The organism is Streptomyces sp. NPDC059224, from assembly GCF_042754285.1.
Taxonomy (GTDB): domain Bacteria; phylum Actinomycetota; class Actinomycetes; order Streptomycetales; family Streptomycetaceae; genus Streptomyces.
The window spans coordinates 164,234-182,400 of the sequence record NZ_JBHZAN010000010.1 but is presented as its reverse complement, the minus strand read 5'-3'; the positions used below and the strand labels follow the sequence as shown (position 1 = coordinate 182,400).

Here is an 18,167-nt window from a genome sequence, read left to right as displayed (position 1 = left end):
CGGGGGAGGGCTGTCCCGGAGGGGCGGAAGACCGCCGCCAGGGTCGAGCAGCCCGCCCCAGTCCCGTTCGTCCCGGTGCCCGTCGCCGAGGCCCTCAGCGGCGGGCATATTCGCGGAAGCCACGGCCCGTCTTGCGGCCGAGGCAGCCCGCGGCCACCAGGTGTTCGAGCAGCGGCGCGGGCGCGAGCCCGGGATCGCGGAACTCCCGGTGCAGGACCTTCTCGATCGCGAGCGACACGTCCAGGCCGACCACGTCCAGCAGCTCGAACGGGCCCATCGGGTAGCCACCGCCGAGTTTCATCGCCGCGTCGATGTCGTCCAGCGAGGCGTAGTGCTCCTCGACCATCTTGATCGCGTTGTTGAGGTACGGGAACAGCAGCGCGTTCACGATGAACCCGGCCCGGTCGCCGCAGTCCACGGGGTGCTTCCTGATGGTCGCGCAGACCTCGCGGACGGTCGCGTGCACGTCCTCGGCGGTCAGCACGGTACGGACGACCTCGACCAGCTTCATGGCCGGTGCCGGGTTGAAGAAGTGCATGCCGATCACGTCCTGGGGACGCGAGGTGGCCCGGGCACAGGCCACGACCGGCAGCGACGAGGTCGTGGTGGCCAGGACCGCGCCGGGCTTGCAGACCTTGTCCAGCGTGGCGAACAGCTGCTGCTTGATCTCCAGGTCCTCGGCGACCGCCTCCACGGCCAGGTCGACGTCGGCGAAGGCGTCGTACGAACCCGCGGCGCTGATCAGGTCCAGGGTCTCCGCGGCGGCCTCGGCCGTCATCCGGCCCTTGCCGACCGAGCGGTCCAGGGACTTTCCGATGCGGGCCTTGGCGGCCTGCGCCTTGTCCTCGCTGCGAGCGGCCAGGACGACCCGGTACCCGGCCTTGGCGAACACCTCGGCGATGCCGGAGGCCATGGTGCCGGAGCCGGCCACCCCGACCGAGCGGACCGGGCGGCCCTGGGTGAGGGCGGCGCCGTCCAGCGGGGTCAGCGCGTCCCGGACGACCGTGGCGCTGCCCGGAGCCTCGTAGGTGTAGAAACCGCGCCCGGACTTGCGGCCGGTCAGGCCCGCCTCGCTGAGCTGCTTGAGGACGGGGGCCGGGGCGTGCAGCCGGTCGCGGGACTCGGCGTACATGGCCTCCAGGACCGTCCGGGCGGTGTCGACGCCGATCAGGTCGAGCAGGGCCAGCGGGCCCATCGGCAGGCCGCAGCCGAGCCGCATGGCCGCGTCGATGTCCTCACGGGAGGCGTACTTCGCCTCGTACATCGCGGCGGCCTGGTTCAGGTAGCCGAAGAGCAGCCCGTCCGCGACGAACCCGGGGCGGTCGCCGACCGCGACCGGCTCCTTGCCCAGTTCCAGCGCGAGATCGGTGACCGCGGCGACCGCACTAGGGGCGGTGAGCACCGAGGAGACGACCTCGACCAGCTTCATCGCCGGGGCCGGGTTGAAGAAGTGCAGACCGAGGACGCGCTCGGGCCGTGCCGAGTCGGCGGCCAGCCGGGTCACGGAGAGCGCGTTGGTGCCGGTGGCCAGGACGGTCTCGGGGCGGACGATGCCGTCCAGCTCGCGGAGGACCTGGTGCTTGATGTCGTACGACTCCGGCACCACCTCGATGACGAGGTCGGCGTCGGCCGCGGCCGTGAGGTCGGTGCCGGTGCGGACCCGGGCGAGGACGTCGGCACGCTCCTGCTCGGTCAGTCTGCCGCGGGCCACGGCACGGGTCGTGGAGGCCTCCAGGGCGGCGAGGGAGCCGGCCGCCTGGGACTCGCTGACGTCGATGCCGATCACCTCGCGGCCGGCCCTCGCGAGGACCTCGGTGATACCGGTGCCCATGGTGCCGAGGCCGACCACGGCGACGGTCCTGAGCGGGGACAGGGAGGGGTCGGACTGGGGAGTGGCCATCGCGGGACTCCAGGAATGAGGGTGACGACTGGAAACGCCCCGGGTGCGCCGAAACGGCGCACCGGGTGCGGAGAGAGCTGCACGGGAGCTGCGTGAATGCGGGTGTTGCCGGGCTGCGGGCGCACACGCCCGGTGCGGTCGCCGCGGGCGTGCACACGCCCGGGAACCGCTGATCCCGACCGGCCCTGTCCCGGAGCCGAGTCGTACGTACGGTACGAGGTACCGAACCGACCTGATGCTCACGACGGCTGCGTCACCAAACCGGAATGAGTATCAATGCGAGTGGGTGACTCGCTCGATTGAGCTTAACCGGCGGGTAACGAGCGCGCCAGCCCCCGGACTTTGTGATGTACGTCCCTCCGCTCCCGCAACCCCTCTACGCTGGGCTTCGTGGACGAAGAGTTGCGGTCGCTCACGGAGCGTCTGCGTCAGGAGTCGCAGGGATCGGCCGCCTGCGACCGGCTCCTGGCGACCGAGAACCCCGACGAGCTGGCGGAGGTGCTCACCGCCGCCGGACAGCCCTTGTGGGCCAGGGAGTTGGCGGCGTACCGCCTGGGCACCGCCGGCGACCGGCGTGCCTTCGAGACCCTGGTCCTTCTGCTCAACCACCGCGACCCGCCCCGGTGCGCCTCCGCCGCGCACGCCCTCGCCCGCCTGCGGGACCCGCGCACCGCCCGCGCGGCCGCGGCCCTCGCCACCAACGAACTCCGGGTCGCCTACGCCCTGCACCCGGTCCGTCTCCTGGTCGTGCTCCGCGCCCCGGAGTCCGTGCCCGCCCTCATCACCACCCTGGAGCGCCGGCTGCGCCCCCACGACCCCTACCGCAAGGTCGCGCTCGCCTGCGTGGAGGGCCTCGGCGACCTGGGCGACACCCGTGCCCGCCGTGTCCTGAGCGAGGCGCTGGCCCACCCCACCCTCGCCGAGGCCGCGGTCCGGGCGCTGTCCCACATTCCTAGGCCGAGGTGAGATCGCGGTTCCTGACGTACCGCACCTCGGGCACCGGCACCCCGTCGACCTCGTACGGCTCCTCGGAGCCGTCGGGACGGAAGCCCGCAGTCTCGTAGAACCGCCGGGCGCGCGTGTTCCCCTTCAGCACCCACAGGTACACACGCGTGTACCGGCCACACTGCCCCAGCGCCGTCTCCAGCAGCCGCCGCCCGGCGCCGGTACCGACATGGGCCGGGTCCAGGTAGATCGCGTACAACTCGGCGTCCCCGGTGCGCACGTCGCCGTCCCGGTACGGCCCGTGCGCCGCCCAGCCGACGATCTCGCCGCCCCGTTCGGCGACCAGGTCCGTCACCCCGTCCTCGCCGTCCCGGAACCGGGCCCGGCGCCGTTCGGCGTCCCGCTCCACACTGAGCCCGTCCAGGAACGGCTGCGGCATGAGCCCCCGGTAGGCGTACTGCCAGCCCCGGATGCGTATCTCCGAGACCCGGTCGCAGTCGTCGAGGGCCATCGGTCGGATGCGGAGCAAGTCGTCGGTCATGACGGCACCCTAGGAAACGGACGGCTCCGCCCGCCGGGAATTCCGCCCGGTCCGCGGCACGAGCCTCGCGGAGGGCCGGTGGCCGCCACGACACGGCTGTACCGGGTGGCCGGGGCGACGCCGTCGGGGGCGGTGACGCGGGTCGGCGCAGCCATGCGTCCACGGTGGACCCGGGTGTCACAACGCCCCCGACGGCTCGTCAGGACCGGTTCAGCCGCGGAAGCCCAGCAGCCCGTGCAGGGTCGAGCCGCGGGACGACGTCGAGGCGGCCTTGGTGCTCAGGGGCTTCGGGTCCGGGGTCTTGCGGCAGACGGCGTCGGCGGTGCCGTCGCCGTGCGGCACCGTGCCGTCGGTCAGGTAGGCGGCGAGGTGGTCGTCCAGGCAGGTGTTGCCGCTGAGCGTGATGCCGTGGTTGCCGCCGCCCTGTTCGACGACCAGGCTGGAGCCGGCCAGCAGCCGGTGGGCCGCGACGCCGCCCTGGTAGGGCGTGGCAGCGTCGTCGGTGGCCTGGAAGAGGAGGGCCGGCGGGAGCTTGCCGTTGGCGATGTCCGGCGGCTTCAGGGTGGACGTCGGCCAGGAGGTGCACGCCGCGTTGTACCAGGCGTTGTTCCAGACCATGAAGGGCGCCTTCTCGTACGCCGCCCAGCTGTCCTTGCGCCACTGGGCCCAGTCCCGCGGCCAGGAGGCGTCCCGGCACTGGACGGCCGCGTAGACGCTGTAGCCGTTGTCGCCCGAGGGGTCGACGGCCGCGAAGTTCTGGTAGGCCTCGACGAGCGCCGCCGTCTTCCTGCCGTGGGCGTAGGCCGAGAACGCCTCCGCCAGGTAGGGCCAGTAGCCGTTGTAGTAGCCGCCCGGGATGAAGGTGTCGTCCAGCTCGGAGGCGCCCACCTTGCCGCCCGCCGGCTTCTTCGCCAGCGCGGCCCGCATGGCGTACCACCTGGTCTCGACCTGCTTCGGGTCGGAGCCGAGCTTGTAGGTGGAGTCGTACTTGGCGATCCACGTCATCAGGGCGCGGTGGCGGTCGTTGAACGCGTAGTCCTGGCTGAGGTTGTCGTCGTACCAGACACCCGTCGGGTCCACGATCGAGTCCAGGACCAGCCGGTGGATCCGGTCCGGGTGCAGCTTGGCGTAGACGGCGCCCAGGTAGGTGCCGTAGGAGTAGGCGAAGTAGCTGATCCGGCGGGCCCCGAGGGCCTGGCGGACGGAGTCGATGTCCTGCGCGGCGCTGACCGTGTCGAGGTAGGGCAGCACGCTCGCGTACTTCCTGGCGCAGGCCGCCGCGAACGACTGCACGCGCTTGAGGTTCGCCTGCTCCAGGGCGGGCGTGGCCGGCACCGAGTCGGGGCGCACCGGGTCGAAGTAGCCGGGCGCGCAGTCGATCGCCGGAGTGCTCTTGCCCACGCCGCGCGGGTCGAAGCCGATGACGTCGTAGCGGGCCGCCACCTTCTTCGGCAGCGTGGAGGCGACGAACCCCGCGAGGCTCAGCCCGCTGCCGCCGGGGCCGCCGGGATTGACCAGCAGCGGGCCCTGGTAGGCGGAGGCGGCGGCGGTGTGCGGGACGCGGGAGAGGGCGAGCGTGATCTGCCCGCCGCCCGGGTTCCGGTGGTCGAGGGGCACCTTGAGGGTGCCGCACTGCAGCGTCGGGTAGTCGGTGCTGCCGCACTTCTTCCAGGCCACCGAGGGTGCCTCGGCGGCGGCTCGGGACGTGGCGCTCGCGGGCGGGACGGTGACCGACCCGGCCATGACGGCGGCGGCGCACAGCACGGCTGCGCGTGTTCGCATGGGGTCCTCCCAGGACGGAGGGTCGCGGACCGCACGGGTCACGGTCCTCGCCGCATCGTCCCGGGAACAGCACCCGGAAGAACCTGTTCTGACGATTATTGACCCAATTGGGCCGAGGGTTGCGCTCGAACGCTCCCCGCCGCGCACGCCGCGGCCGGGAACGCTCTCAGAGCAGCGTGAGCTGGGCCGGCTCGGGCGGCGCGGGCTCCTCCTCCGCCGGAGGCACCGGCGTCCGGCGGAAGGCGCCGGCGCGGGTCGGGCCGATGCCGTACTCCTCGGCCAGCTCGTGCACCTGCCGGGTGATCCGGCGCTGGTACCACCTGGGCGCGTAGGCGCCCTCCGCGTACAGCCGCTCGTAGCGGCGGACGAGGTGCGGGTGGTGGGATGCGAGCCAGCTCATGAACCACTCACGGGCGCCGGGGCGCAGGTGCAGCACCAGGGGCGTCACGGACGTGGCGCCGGCGGCCGCGATCGCCCGCACGGTGGCCCGCAGTTGGGCCGGGTGGTCGCCCAGGAAGGGGATCACGGGGGCCATCAGGACACCGCAGCCAATACCGGCCTCGGTGAGGGCCCGTACGACGTCCAGGCGGCGCTCGGGCGCCGGGGTGCCCGGCTCCACGGTGCGCCACAGCTCGGCATCGACGAAGCCGACCGAGACCGAGATGCCGACGTCCGTGACCTCGGCCGCGCGCCGCAGCAGGTCGAGGTCGCGCAGGATCAGCGTGCCCTTGGTGAGGATCGAGAACGGGTTCGCGTGGTCGGTGAGGGCCGAGATGATCCCCGGCATCAGCCGGTAGCGGCCCTCCGCGCGCTGGTAGCAGTCGACGTTGGTGCCCATCGCGATGTGGTCGCCCAGCCAGTGCCGTGAGCCCAGCTGGCGGCGGAGCAGGTCGGGGGCGTTCACCTTGACCACGATCTGGGTGTCGAAGCCGATCCCGGTGTCGAGGTCCAGGTAGCTGTGCGTCTTGCGCGCGAAGCAGTACACGCACGCGTGGGTGCAGCCCCGGTACGGGTTCACCGTCCATTCGAACGGCATCCGCGAGGCGCCCGGCACCCGGTTGATGATCGACCGGCCCCGCACCTCGTGGAAGGTGATCCCCCGGAACTCGGGGGTGTCGAAGGTGCGGGTCGTGACCGCGTCCGCGCCGAACAGCGCGGTGTCCGCACGGCCGCGTTCGGCCTCCTCGGTGAGGTTCTCCCAGCGCATGACGCCTCCTCGGTAGCACTGCCCCCAGAATAGAACATCTGTTCCCATGATCGTGCGGACGATCTGTGGAGACCGCGCGCACACCGTTTCCGACCGCTTCCGTCACCCCGATTTGGGCGGCCGGGCGCCGGGGTGGTTGGCTTGCCCCAACCCCGAGAACTCAGGTGCTGGAGGAACTCAATGGCGCAGGTCGAGGCCACTACGGAGCGGGTCGTCGCGGCGGACGCGGAGACGGTGTTCGACGCGCTCGCCGACTACAGCGGCACGCGCGCGAAGCTGCTGCCCCAGCACTTCAGCGAGTACGAGGTGCGCGAGGGCGGCGACGGCGAGGGCACCCTGGTGCACTGGAAGCTCCAGGCCACGAGCAAGCGCGTCCGCGACTGCCTCCTGGAGGTCAGCGAGCCCACCGACGGCGAGCTGGTCGAGAAGGACCGCAACTCCTCCATGGTCACCACCTGGCGCGTCACCCCGGCCGGCGAGGGCAGCTCCAGGGTCGTGGTCCACACCACCTGGCAGGGCGCCGGCGGCGTCGGCGGTTTCTTCGAGAAGACCTTCGCCCCCAAGGGTCTCGGCCGGATCTACGGCGAGGTGCTCGACAGGCTCGCCGCCGAGGTCGAGAAGTAGTCCCGTTCCCCCGGCGGCAGGTAACCGCCGGATGGACAGGGGGTGTTGACCCCTCTCACCGGTTCGAGTGGATCTCCGGCCCGACCGGTGCTGTGCCGTAACTCGTCGTGCTTGCCCACAGTTGTCGCCCAGCGGGACACAAGGCGGCAATTGTGCGCAGGCGCGACGAGGGGAGCGGTACGTGGGGACGACTCTGGTGCAGTACGAGGAGCCGGCCGCGGCACCCGCAGACGCCCCCCTACCGGAACCCGCCCCGGCGCGGGAACTCGGGCCGCGCCGCACCCGGCTGGTGTTCTGCGGGCTGATGCTCGCGCTGCTCCTGGCGGCGCTGGACCAGATGATCGTCGCCACCGCGCTGCCGAGGATCGTCGGCGAACTGCACGGTCTGGAGCGGATGTCCTGGGCGATCACCGCCTATCTGCTGACCTCCACCATCGGCCTCCCGGTCTACGGCAAGCTCGGCGACCTCATCGGCCGCAAGAGCGTCTTCCAGTTCGCGATCCTGGTCTTCGTCGTCGGTTCCGCGCTGGCCGGCCGCGCGCAGAGCATGGACCAGCTGATCGCTTTCCGCGCGGTGCAGGGCATCGGCGCCGGCGGGCTCATGATCGGCGTCCAGGCGATCATCGCCGACATCGTGCCGCCCCGGCAGCGCGGCCGCTTCATGGGACTGATCGGCGCCGCCTTCGGCCTCGCCTCCGTCGCCGGGCCGCTGCTCGGCGGCTACTTCACCGACCACCTCTCCTGGCGCTGGTGTTTCTACGTCAACGTGCCCTTCGGTCTGGTCACGCTGGCCGTCGTCACCGCCGTGCTGAGGCTGCCGAAGCCCCGGGTCCGCGCTCGTTTCGACGTCCTGGGCAGTCTGTTGCTGGGCGCCGCCTCCACCTGCCTGGTCCTGCTGACCAGTTGGGGCGGCACGGAGTACGCGTGGGGCTCCCGCGTCATCCTGGGACTCGGGGCCGGCGCCCTGGCCGCCACCGCGCTGTTCCTGGTCGCCGAGCACCGCGCGGCCGAACCCCTCATCCCGCCGCGGCTGTTCCGGGACTCCGTCTTCAACGTGACCGGACTGGTCGGACTGGTCATCGGCGTCGCCCTGTTCGGCGCCGCGAGCTACCTGCCGACCTTCCTGCAGATGGTCGACGGCGCCTCGGCCACCGAGTCCGGGCTGCTGATGCTGCCCATGATGGGCGGGATCGTCGGCGCCTCGATCGTCTCCGGCCAGCTCATCAGCCACACCGGGCACTACCGGATCTACCCGGTGCTCGGCGGGGGAGTGTCGGTGGTCGGCATGTGGCTGCTCTCCCGGCTCGAGGTCGACACCCCGCGCTGGCAGTACAGCATCTGGATGGCCGTCCTCGGCGCCGGCATCGGCATGGTGATGCCGGTACTCGTGCTGGCCGTGCAGAACTCCGTGCCGCCGGCCGACCTCGGCACCGCCACCAGCGCCAACAACTACTTCCGGCAGATCGGCGGCAGCGTCGGCGCCGCCGTCTTCGGCACACTCTTCGCCGACCGGCTCACCGACGCCCTGCACCGGCATCTGCCCGCCCACGCCGGCGCCCGGCTGCCCGACCCCGAGTCGCTGACCCCGCAGCTCGTCCACGCGCTGCCCCCGGCACTGCGTGACGCCTACATCCGCGCCTACGCCGACGCGATGCCCAGGATCTTCCTCTACCTGGTGCCGATGCTCGTCCTCGGCCTGCTCATCGCCTGCTTCCTCAAGGAGAAACCGCTGGTGTCCCACCCCACCGCCGAAACCGGGTCCGTCCCCGTCCACACCCCGATCCCGCAGGCGCGCTCGGCGCATCCCGGTGCCGGGATCCCGGTCTGCGGCACCGTGCAGCACCCCGACGGGACCGTGGTGCCCCGCGCCGCACTCACCCTCATCGACGCCGTCGGCCGGCAGATCGGCCGGGGCGCCAGCGGCGACGACGGACGGTACGCCCTGTCCACACCCGGCTCCGGGGCGTACGTCCTGATCGCCGCCGCCGGCGGCCACCAGCCGCAGGCGGTCACCGTGACCGTCGGCGAGCGGCCCGTCGAGCTCGACGTCGTCCTCGGCGGCGCCGGACGGCTCGCGGGCACCGTCCGCACCGCCGACGGCACGCCGGTGCGCGACGCCACCGTCACGCTCACCAACGTGCAGGGCGAGGTGGTCGCCAGCACCCGCAGCGGACGCGAGGGCGGCTACGTCATCACCGAGCTGGTGGCGGGCGAGTACACCCTCGCCGGCAGCGCCCCCGCCTTCCGCCCGGCCGCCCTCCCGGTCACCGTGCAGGCAGCCCGGGAGACCCGGCAGGACGTCGAACTCGCGGGCGGCGCCGTGCTGAAGGGCACCGTCCGGGCCGGCGGCGGGCGGCCCGTCGAGGACGCGCGGGTGACGCTGCTCGACGCCGCCGGGAACGTCGTGGACACCCTCACCACCGGTCCCGACGGAACGTTCCGGTTCGTCGACCTCTCCTCGGGCGAGTACACCGTCATCGCCGCCGGTTACCCGCCGGTCGCCACGGTGCTGCAGGTGGCGGGCGGCGGCCGCACCGAACGCGATCTCCAACTGGGGCACGAGGACTGACCGGACGGGGCACGGGGCCGGACCTGGCGGGCGCGAGGGCGCGGACCTGCGCGCCGGTGCGCTCCGGTGATACCAATTCCAGAATTGGCACACATCGCAACCGGCGGCCACCGTACGGTAGTGGCGGGCGGCACAGATCTTTGCGGAGCCGTGGGGAGAGAGGGCCTGGGCCATGAACCATGGCGGCGAGCGGGACGGACCTCCCAGTCTCGGTGCCGGGGAGGGCGCGTCCGGCCGTATCCCCCTGGCCGTGGTGGTCGTCGGCCGCGACGGGCGGGTCTCCCACTGGAGCACCGGCGCGCGCCGGCTGTTCGGCGCCGTCAGGGAACAGGCGATCGGCCGCCCCGTCCTGGACCTGCTGCCGGTCTCCGGGGCGCTCCCCGAGGACGACGAGATAACCCTGTACGGCGCCTACGCGGCCTACGACGGACTCGGCCCCGACCTGGAGTCCTCTCTCGACGGACGGCTCAACTTCCCGGCCGCCGGCCGGGCCCGGCTGACCGTGCCGGACCGCGACCGCGTCGATGTGCTGTGGTGGGCGTATCCGCTGGTCGGACCCGGCGAGGAGCGGCTGTTGGTGCTCGCCGCCGACGCCGGGCGGCTGCGCCGGTCCGAGCGCGCCGAGGACGTCGCCTTCGAGCGCGTCGCGCCCGGATTCGCCCTGCACACCGACTTCCCCGGCGCCGAGGAACTCGCCCGCCGGCTCCCCGAGATCCTGCCCAGCATGAGCGTCGACGAGAGCGCGCGGATCGTCGCCCAGGTTCTCGAACTCGGCTATCCCATCCTGGAGTTCAGCCAGAACGACCGGGTCCCCGTCACCCCCGACTGGGGTGTCGCCCGGCGCGCCGAGCGCCAGGCCCGTCGAGAGCGTGCCGCCCGGGCGGCCGCCCAGGGCCTCCCGCCGCCCGCCGGCCTCACCGGCGACGAGGGCGAGGACCTGGAGCACGCGGCCGTCCGCGAGCGCCTGGAATTCCTCAACGAGGTCAGCGGGAGGATCGGCACCTCGCTCGACCTGTCCCGGACCATCATCGAGGTCAGCAGGGCGGTCGTACCCCGTTTCACCGATGTCGCCGGCACCTATCTGCGCGAACAGGTCGTCGCCGGGGAGGGGTTCCAGGGGGGCGTGCCCGACACCACCACCATGTGGCACCGGGTGGCCCTGGAGCACACCGACGAGCCCGGCCGCTGGGACGACGTCGTGCCGGTCGGCGAGGCCATGCCGTTCCCCGCGCACACGCCGTTCTTCCAGTGCATGACCAGCGGTGAGCCGGTCCTGGTCCCGCGCATCAGCGTGGAGATGGGCCACGCCATCGCCTCGCAGTTCGAAAAGCGCGACATCCGGCCGCTGATCACCGGCCGCTCGATGCTGGTCGTTCCGCTCAAGGCCCGCAACGTCGTGCTGGGTTTCATGATCCTGCTGCGCCACCCCGAGCGCGAGACGTTCAACGACATGGACCGCGTCACCGGAGCCGAACTCGCCGCCCGCGCCGGCCTCGTGCTCGACAACGCGCGCATGTACACCTTCCAGGAGAGCGTCGCGGAGACCCTCCAGGACAGCATGCTGCCGCACATCCCGCCGCGCATGGCGGGCTGTGACATCGCCACCCGGTACCTGCCTGGCACCCTGCTCGGACGGGTCGGCGGCGACTGGTTCGACTCCGTGAAGCTCCCCGGCGCCCGCACCGCCCTGGTTGTCGGCGACGTCATGGGCCACGGCCTCCACTCGGCCGCGATGATGGGCCAGCTGCGGACCGCCGTCCAGACCATGGCGGCCCTGGACCTGCCGCCCGCCCAGCTCCTGCGCAACCTGGACGACCTCGCCCAGCGCCTCGGCGACGGCTACCTCGCCACCTGTCTCTACGCCGTCTACGACCCGATCGAGAGCGAACTCCACCTCGCCAACGCGGGCCACATCCCGCCCGTGCTGGTCCGTGCCGTGGACGGCCGAAGCGAACTCCTCGACCTGCCCACCGGGGCGCCCATCGGCGTCGGCGGGGTCGCCTTCGAGTCGCTGAGGGTGCGGGTGGAGCCCGGTGACCGGCTGGTGATGTGCACCGACGGACTGGTCGAGATGCGCGGCGAGGACATCGGTGTCGGCCTCGCCGCCCTCTGCGAGTCCGCCGCCCACCCGGCCGCCTCCATGGACGATGCCTGCGACACCATCGTCCGCACCCTGGCCGCGACCTTCTCGAAGACGGGCCGCGGCGACCGTAAGGACGACGTCGCCCTGCTGATGACCCGCCTCAACGGCATCGAGCCGGACGACGTCGCCGAGTGGCGGCTCGCCCTCGACCCCGCCGAGGTCCGCAGGGCCCGCGCGGCCGTCCGCGAACAGCTGCACGACTGGGGCCTGGCCCGGCTCGCCGACCCCGCCGAGCTGATGGTCAGCGAACTCGTCACCAACGCGATACGGCACTCCCACAGCCGCCCGGTCCAGCTCCGGCTGATCCGTGACGAGACCCTGCTGTGCGAGGTCGACGACGACGACCACACGCTGCCGACCCTGCTGGGCAGGGACTCCGGCGCCGAGGCCGGGCGCGGACTGCGGGTGGTCAGCACGCTGGCCCGGGAGTGGGGCAGCAGCCGTACGGCCGCCGGGAAGACCGTCTGGTTCGAACTCACCTCACGGCGCCGCTGAAGACGCACGTTCGCCGAATGCGCGGTGAAGGAGCGCGCCGGGCGCTTGTGGCCGAAACCGGCGCAGGGTAAACCGTACTGGCCCGTCACATACGGCGGCCTTCTGCGGTCACACCCCGGGGAGTTGGGCATGAGCGTGACGAGTCGGTACCGGAACGCCTGGGAGGGCTTCTGGCGTGAAGCGCCCGAGGGGACGGGAGCGGTGTTCTGGGACGCGGAACCGGGCGTCACCGCCGCCGTCCACGTCCCCCTCCTCGAGCCCCACCTCATCGACCCCGGCCTGCCGCTGGTCGACCTGGGCTGCGGCAACGGCACCCAGACCCGTTTCCTCGCCGGCCGTTTCCCGCGCGTGCTGGGCACCGACATCGCCGAGGCCGCCCTGGCGCACGCCCGGCACGCCGACCCGGCCGGACTGGCCCGCTACCGGCAGCTGGACGCGGTCGAGAAGACCGAGGCCGAGGCCCTGCACGCCGAACTCGGCGACGCCAACATCTACATGCGAGGCGTCCTGCACCAGTGCGAGCCCGACGACCGGCAGCTGCTGGCCGACGCCGTCGCCACGCTCGTCGGCGATCGCGGCCGGGCCTTCCTCGTCGAGCTCTCCGAGACCGCCCGCCCCGTCCTCGGCGGCCTCGCCCAGAGTCCGTCCGGCCCCCCTGCCAAGCTCGCCCCGATCTTCCGGCACGGCATCGCCCCCGGTGAGGTCGCCGACGGCGCGGTGCCCGAGTACCTGGAAAACGCCGGCCTCACCATCCTCGCCGGCGGCGAACTTCCCCTGATGACAACCGAGTTCACCCCCGACGGCGAGCAGATCGTGCTGCCGTCGAAGTGGCTGGTGACCGGCCGCCCGAACTGACCGCCCGAACTGACCGCCGGCCGGGCCGCCGCCGAGGGGCGGCGGCCCGCTTCCTGGCCGGTGGCCGTACGGGCGCGTAACGTGGCGCACCATGAAGATCCTCATCAGCGCCGACATGGAGGGCGCCACCGGGGTGACCTGGCCCGGCGACGTACTGCCCGGCACGCCGCAGTGGGAGCGGTGCCGGTCGATGTTCACCTCGGACGTCAACGCCGCCGTCCTCGGCTTCCTCGACGGCGGTGCCGACGAGGTCCTCATCAACGAGGCCCACTGGAGCATGCGCAACCTGCTCCTGGAGCAGCTCGACGACCGCGCCGAGATGATCACCGGCCGCCACAAGGCCCTCTCCATGGTGGAGGGCGTCCAGCACGGCGACGTCGACGGCATCGCCTTCATCGGCTACCACACCGGCGCCGGCATGGAGGGCGTCCTCGCCCACACCTATCTCGCCAACTCCATCACCGGCGTCTGGCTGAACGGCGTGCGCGCCAGTGAGGGACTGCTCAACGCCCACGTCGTCGCCGAGTACGGCGTCCCGGTCGTCCTTGTCACCGGCGACGATCTGGCCTGCGAGGACGCCCTCGGCTACGCGCCCGAGGCCCTCAAGGTCGCTGTCAAGGACCATGTGTCCAGGTACGCGGCCAAGTGCCGGACGCCCGCCAGGACGGCAGCCGACATCCGCGCCGCCGCCAGGGACGCGGCCGGGCTCGCGGTGCGCCACGAACCCGTGACCGGCGGGCCGTTCACGGTCGCCCTCGAGTTCGACGCCGAGCACCTCGCCCTCTCCGCCACCGTCGTGCCCGGGGTGCAGCGGACCGGCGAGCGGAAGGTGGCGTACACCGAGGAGACCATGTACGACGGCATCCGCACCTTCAAGGCGGTCACCACGATCGTCTCGTCCGCGGTGGAGGAGCAGTATGGCTGACGAGCAGGCGCTGGACGAGGTGGTCCGGTTCACCTCCGAGCTGATCAGGATCGACACCAGCAACTTCGGCGACGGCGCATGCCGGGAGCGGCCCGCCGCCGAGTACGCGGCCGAACAGCTGGCGGGAGCCGGTCTGGAGCCGATCCTCCTGGAGCGGACCGAGGGCCGTACCAACGTCGTCGCCCGCATCGAGGGGACGGACGCGGCCGCGGACGCGCTCCTCGTCCACGGTCACCTCGACGTGGTGCCCGCACAGGCCGCGGACTGGCGGGTCGACCCCTTCTCGGGGGAGGTCCGCGACGGGGTGGTCTGGGGCCGGGGCGCCGTCGACATGAAGAACATGGACGCGATGATCCTGGCCGTGGTGCGGGCCTGGGCCCGGGAGGGGGTACGGCCGCGCCGGGACATCGTCGTCGCGTTCACCGCCGACGAGGAGGCCAGCGCGAGGGACGGCTCAGGGTTCCTCGCCGACCACCACCCCGAGCTGTTCGAGGGCTGCACCGAGGGCGTCAGCGAGTCGGGCGCCTTCACCTTCCACGACGGCCTGGGCCGGGAGCTCTACCCCATCGCGGCGGGCGAGCGCGGCACCGGGTGGCTGAAGCTCACCGCGCACGGGCGCGCCGGACACGGCTCCAAGGTCAACAAGGAGAACGCGGTCACCCGGCTCGCCGCCGCCGTCACCCGCATCGGCGAGCACAGCTGGCCGCTCCGGCTCACCCCGACAGTCACCGCCGCCCTCACCGAACTGGCCGCCCTCTACGGCGTCGAGCCCGACCTCACCCAGGTCGACCTGCTCCTCGCCAAGCTCGGGCCGGCCGCCAAGCTGGTCGAGGCCACCGTCCGCAACAGCGCCAACCCGACCATGCTGACCGCCGGTTACAAGGTCAACGTCATCCCCGGCGAGGCCGTCGCCTATGTCGACGGACGCCATCTGCACGGCACCGAGGAGGAGTTCCGCGACACTCTGGACCGGCTCACCGGACCCGACGTCGACTGGGAGTTCCACCACCGCGAGGTCGCCCTCCAGGCACCCCTCGACTCGCCGACGTACGCCCGGATGCGCGCCGCCGTCGAGAAGTTCGCGCCCGAAGGGCATGTGGTGCCCTACTGCATGTCGGGCGGCACCGACGCCAAGCAGTTCTCCCGGCTCGGCATCACCGGCTACGGTTTCACACCGCTCCGGCTGCCCGAGGGCTACGACTACCAGGCCATGTTCCACGGCGTGGACGAACGCGTCCCCGTCGAGGCCCTGCACTTCGGCGTCCGGGTCCTGGACCGCTTCCTGCGCACGGCATAGGAGACATCGTGGAGACGAAGCCGTACGGCTCCTGGCCCTCGCCCATCGACGCGGCCCTGGCCGCGTCGCACGACGGCAGCCCCGAATGGGTGGGCTTCGTCGGCGGCGAGACCTGGTGGACCGAACCCCGCCCGCGGGAGGGCGGGCGCCGGACCCTGGTGCGCGGCAGCACCCGGGAGTCCGTGCTGCCCGCGCCGTGGAACGTCCGCAGCCGGGTCATCGAGTACGGCGGGCAGCCCTGGGCCGGTGCGGTGCCCGCGGCCGGCGGTGAACCGCTGCTGGTCTTCGTCCACTTCGACGACCAGCGCCTGTACCGGTACGAGGCGGGCGCCGAGCCCCGCCCGCTGACGCCGCCCGGGCTCCGGTTCGCCGAACCGCGGTTGCTGCCGGAGCGGGGCGAGGTCTGGTGCGTCCTTGAGGAGTTCACCGGTGACGGCCCCGGCGACGTGCGGCGGGTGATCGCCGCAGTCCCGCTGGACGGGTCGGCCGCCGAGGACCGGGCCGCCGTACGCGAACTCATCGGCGACCGGCACCGGTTCGTGACCGGTCCGCGTCTGTCGCCCGACGGGCGGCGAGCCGCCTGGCTCGCCTGGGACCATCCGCGGATGCCGTGGGACGGCACGGAGCTGCTGGTCGGCGAGGTCGGCGACGACGGCGCGCTGCACGCCGTCCGCACGGTCGCGGGCGGCCCCGAGGAGTCGGTCGCGCAGGCCGAGTGGTCGAAGGACGGCCGGCTGCTGTACGCGAGCGACCGCAGCGGCTGGTGGAACCTCTACCGCGACGGCACCCCGCTCTGCCCGCGCGAGGAGGAGTTCGCCGGGCCGCTCTGGAAGCTCGGCCAGCGCTGGTTCGCCCCCCTGGACAGCGGGCTGATCGCCGTCGTGCACGGCCGGGGGTCTACCAGACTCGGGATACTCGACCCGGAATCCGGCGAACTCGTCGACGCCGCCGGTCCCTGGACCGAGTTCGCCCCCACCCTCGCGGCGCACGGGACCCGTGTCGTGGCGGTCGGCGCGAGCCCGCGCACCGCGTACGAGGTGATCGAACTCGACACCGCGAGCGGCCGTGCCCGGGTCGTCGGCGCCGCGCACCGGGATCCGGTCGACCCCGCCCACTACCCCGAGCCGCGGGTCCGCACCTTCACCGGCCCGGGCGGCCGCGAGGTGCACGCCCACATCTACCCGCCCCACCATCCCGGCCACACCGCCCCCGAGGGCGAGCTGCCACCGTACGTCGTCTGGGCCCACGGCGGTCCCACCAGCCGGGCGCCCCTCGTTCTCGACCTGGCGATCGGCTACTTCACCTCCCGTGGCATCGGGGTCGCCGAGGTCAACTACGGAGGCTCCACCGGGTACGGACGGGAGTACCGCAACCGGCTGCGCGAGCAGTGGGGCGTGGTCGACGTGGAGGACTGCGCGGCCGTCGCCCTCGCCCTCGCCGAGGAGGGCACCGCCGACCGCGCCAGGCTGGCGATCCGGGGCGGCAGCGCCGGCGGCTGGACCGCCGCGGCCTCACTGACCGGCACCGACGTCTACGCCTGCGGCACCATCGCCTACCCCATCCTCGACCTCACCGGCTGGGGCACGGGGGAGACCCACGACTTCGAGTCCCGGTACCTGGAGTCACTGATCGGGCCGCTGGCCGAGGTCCCCGAGCGGTACGCGGAACGCTCGCCCAGCGAGCACGCCGACCGGCTCAGCGCGCCCTTCCTGCTGCTCCAGGGCCTGGACGACGTGATCTGCCCGCCCGTGCAGTGCGAACGCTTCCTCGCGAGCCTCGACGGACGGCGGGTGCCGCACGCGTACCTCACCTTCCCCGGCGAGGGCCACGGCTTCCGCCGCGCCGAGACCATGGTGCGCGCCCTGGAGGCCGAACTCGCCCTGTATGCCCAGGTGTTCGGGCTGAGCGTGTCCGGCATCCCCGAGTTGGAGCTGGTGAAGTGAGAGAGCTGGTACGGCCGTCGAGACTCGCCCCCGGAGCCCGGGTCGCCGTGGTGGCGCCGAGCGGGCCGGTGCTGGAGGAGCGGCTCCAGGCGGGCCTCGACATCCTGCGCGGCTGGGATCTCGACCCGGTGGTGGCGCCCCATGTGCTAGCCGAGGGGGGCGAGTTGGGGTACCTCGCGGGCTCCGACGCCGACCGGGCCGCCGATCTCCAGCGGGCCTGGTGCGACCCGACCGTGTCCGCCGTGCTCTGCGCGCGCGGTGGCTACGGCGCCCAGCGCCTGGTGGACCTGCTCGACTGGGGGGCGATGCGGGCCGCCGGGCCGAAGGTGTTCGTCGGCTTCAGCGACGCGACCGTGCTGCACGAGGCGTTCGCCGTCCGGCTCGGGCTCGCCACCCTGTACGGGCCGGTGGCCGCGGGCGCCGACTTCGTCAAGAGCACCGAGGCGCAGGAGCACCTGCGGGCCACCCTGTTCGCCCCGGAGACGGTCCGCACCGTCACCGGCCGGGGCCGCTCCCTGGTGCCCGGCCGGGCCCGGGGTGTCACGGTCGGCGGGTGCCTGCGCCTGCTCGCGACCGGCATCGGCACCCCGCACACCCACCCCGGCGCGCGCGGCGGGCTGCTCCTGCTGGAGGACGTGGGCGAGCAGCCGTACAGCCTCGACCGGAGCATCACCCAGCTGCTGCGGTCCGGCCGGCTCGACGGCGTGGCCGGGATCCTGCTCGGGTCCTGGGACCGGTGCGGGCCGTACGAGGGGGTGCGGGCGGTGCTCGCCGACCGGCTCGGCGGGCTCGGGGTACCGGTGGTGGAGGAGTTCGGCTTCGGGCACTGCGAGTCGGCCCTGACCGTGCCGCTCGGCGTGGCCGCGGATCTGGACGCGGACGCAGGCACACTCACCCTGGTGGAACCGGCGCTGCGGTGACGCCGTGGCCGGCCTTGCATA

Annotated in this window: 13 protein-coding genes; 9 read left to right on the top strand and 4 right to left on the bottom strand. The window is 72.7% G+C overall.

Features of this window, described 5'->3' with window-relative positions; genetic code table 11:
* Positions 1-94: 94 nt before the first annotated feature.
* On the bottom strand, positions 95-1,900 hold the full coding sequence (locus ACFXI4_RS13060) for a 3-hydroxyacyl-CoA dehydrogenase family protein (protein ID WP_384989989.1): 1,806 nt from the start codon (positions 1,898-1,900) through the stop codon (positions 95-97).
* A 390-nt stretch (positions 1,901-2,290) separates the two neighbouring features.
* Between ACFXI4_RS13060 and ACFXI4_RS13055 the strand changes: the two genes are divergently transcribed.
* Positions 2,291-2,866 (top strand): adenylosuccinate lyase, encoded by a 576-nt coding sequence (locus ACFXI4_RS13055; protein ID WP_384989987.1) that lies wholly within the window; start codon positions 2,291-2,293, stop codon positions 2,864-2,866.
* Here ACFXI4_RS13055 and ACFXI4_RS13050 read toward each other — a convergent pair.
* The 3 genes from ACFXI4_RS13050 to ACFXI4_RS13040 form a co-directional block, all read right to left on the bottom strand.
* A complete protein-coding gene (locus ACFXI4_RS13050; RefSeq protein WP_384989986.1) occupies positions 2,853-3,386 on the bottom strand; it encodes a GNAT family N-acetyltransferase in 534 nt (177 codons plus the stop codon). The two genes, ACFXI4_RS13055 and ACFXI4_RS13050, sit on opposite strands and share 14 nt — an antisense overlap.
* Positions 3,387-3,596: 210 nt before the next feature.
* Positions 3,597-5,168, bottom strand: coding sequence for an alpha/beta hydrolase (locus tag ACFXI4_RS13045; RefSeq protein ID WP_384989984.1), 1,572 nt, complete (start codon positions 5,166-5,168; stop codon positions 3,597-3,599).
* 166 nt (positions 5,169-5,334) lie between these two features.
* Positions 5,335-6,375 carry an Rv2578c family radical SAM protein gene (locus ACFXI4_RS13040; protein ID WP_384989983.1) on the bottom strand — a complete coding sequence of 347 codons (1,041 nt, stop codon included), beginning with the start codon at positions 6,373-6,375 and terminating at the stop codon, positions 5,335-5,337.
* 180 nt (positions 6,376-6,555) lie between these two features.
* On the opposite strand from ACFXI4_RS13040, the gene ACFXI4_RS13035 reads away from it, so the two are divergent.
* The 8 genes from ACFXI4_RS13035 (at position 6,556) to ACFXI4_RS13000 (ending at position 18,146) form a co-directional block, all read left to right on the top strand.
* Positions 6,556-6,999 (top strand): SRPBCC family protein, encoded by a 444-nt coding sequence (locus ACFXI4_RS13035; RefSeq protein ID WP_384989981.1) that lies wholly within the window; start codon positions 6,556-6,558, stop codon positions 6,997-6,999.
* Between the two features lie 181 nt (positions 7,000-7,180).
* Positions 7,181-9,568 carry an MFS transporter gene (locus ACFXI4_RS13030; RefSeq protein WP_384989980.1) on the top strand — a complete coding sequence of 796 codons (2,388 nt, stop codon included), beginning with the start codon at positions 7,181-7,183 and terminating at the stop codon, positions 9,566-9,568.
* 172 nt (positions 9,569-9,740) lie between these two features.
* Complete coding sequence (locus tag ACFXI4_RS13025) at positions 9,741-12,206, top strand: SpoIIE family protein phosphatase (protein WP_384989978.1); 2,466 nt, start codon at positions 9,741-9,743, stop codon at positions 12,204-12,206.
* Positions 12,207-12,335: 129 nt separating this feature from the next.
* Complete coding sequence (locus ACFXI4_RS13020) at positions 12,336-13,061, top strand: class I SAM-dependent methyltransferase (protein ID WP_384989976.1); 726 nt, start codon at positions 12,336-12,338, stop codon at positions 13,059-13,061.
* 91 nt (positions 13,062-13,152) lie between these two features.
* Positions 13,153-13,986, top strand: coding sequence for a M55 family metallopeptidase (locus tag ACFXI4_RS13015; RefSeq protein WP_384989975.1), 834 nt, complete (start codon positions 13,153-13,155; stop codon positions 13,984-13,986).
* Complete coding sequence (locus ACFXI4_RS13010; protein ID WP_384989974.1) at positions 13,979-15,283, top strand: M20/M25/M40 family metallo-hydrolase; 1,305 nt, start codon at positions 13,979-13,981, stop codon at positions 15,281-15,283. The genes ACFXI4_RS13015 and ACFXI4_RS13010 overlap by 8 nt, the downstream gene beginning before the upstream one ends.
* An 8-nt stretch (positions 15,284-15,291) precedes the next feature.
* Complete coding sequence (locus ACFXI4_RS13005) at positions 15,292-17,226, top strand: LpqB family beta-propeller domain-containing protein (RefSeq protein WP_384989973.1); 1,935 nt, start codon at positions 15,292-15,294, stop codon at positions 17,224-17,226.
* Positions 17,223-18,146, top strand: coding sequence for an LD-carboxypeptidase (locus tag ACFXI4_RS13000; RefSeq protein WP_384989972.1), 924 nt, complete (start codon positions 17,223-17,225; stop codon positions 18,144-18,146). The genes ACFXI4_RS13005 and ACFXI4_RS13000 overlap by 4 nt, the downstream gene beginning before the upstream one ends.
* Positions 18,147-18,167 lie beyond the last annotated feature (21 nt).

Excerpts from the sequence above, each read along its gene's own strand:
- ACFXI4_RS13035 (WP_384989981.1), top strand. The coding sequence starts at position 6,556 with ATGGCGCAGGTCGAGGCCACTACGGAGCGGGTCGTCGCGGCGGACGCG.
- ACFXI4_RS13045 (WP_384989984.1), bottom strand. The coding sequence starts at position 5,168 with ATGCGAACACGCGCAGCCGTGCTGTGCGCCGCCGCCGTCATGGCCGGG.
- ACFXI4_RS13060 (WP_384989989.1), bottom strand. The coding sequence starts at position 1,900 with ATGGCCACTCCCCAGTCCGACCCCTCCCTGTCCCCGCTCAGGACCGTC.
- ACFXI4_RS13015 (WP_384989975.1), top strand. The coding sequence starts at position 13,153 with ATGAAGATCCTCATCAGCGCCGACATGGAGGGCGCCACCGGGGTGACC.
- ACFXI4_RS13025 (WP_384989978.1), top strand. The coding sequence starts at position 9,741 with ATGAACCATGGCGGCGAGCGGGACGGACCTCCCAGTCTCGGTGCCGGG.
- ACFXI4_RS13050 (WP_384989986.1), bottom strand. The coding sequence starts at position 3,386 with ATGACCGACGACTTGCTCCGCATCCGACCGATGGCCCTCGACGACTGC.
- ACFXI4_RS13020 (WP_384989976.1), top strand. The coding sequence starts at position 12,336 with ATGAGCGTGACGAGTCGGTACCGGAACGCCTGGGAGGGCTTCTGGCGT.
- ACFXI4_RS13010 (WP_384989974.1), top strand. The coding sequence starts at position 13,979 with ATGGCTGACGAGCAGGCGCTGGACGAGGTGGTCCGGTTCACCTCCGAG.
- ACFXI4_RS13040 (WP_384989983.1), bottom strand. The coding sequence starts at position 6,375 with ATGCGCTGGGAGAACCTCACCGAGGAGGCCGAACGCGGCCGTGCGGAC.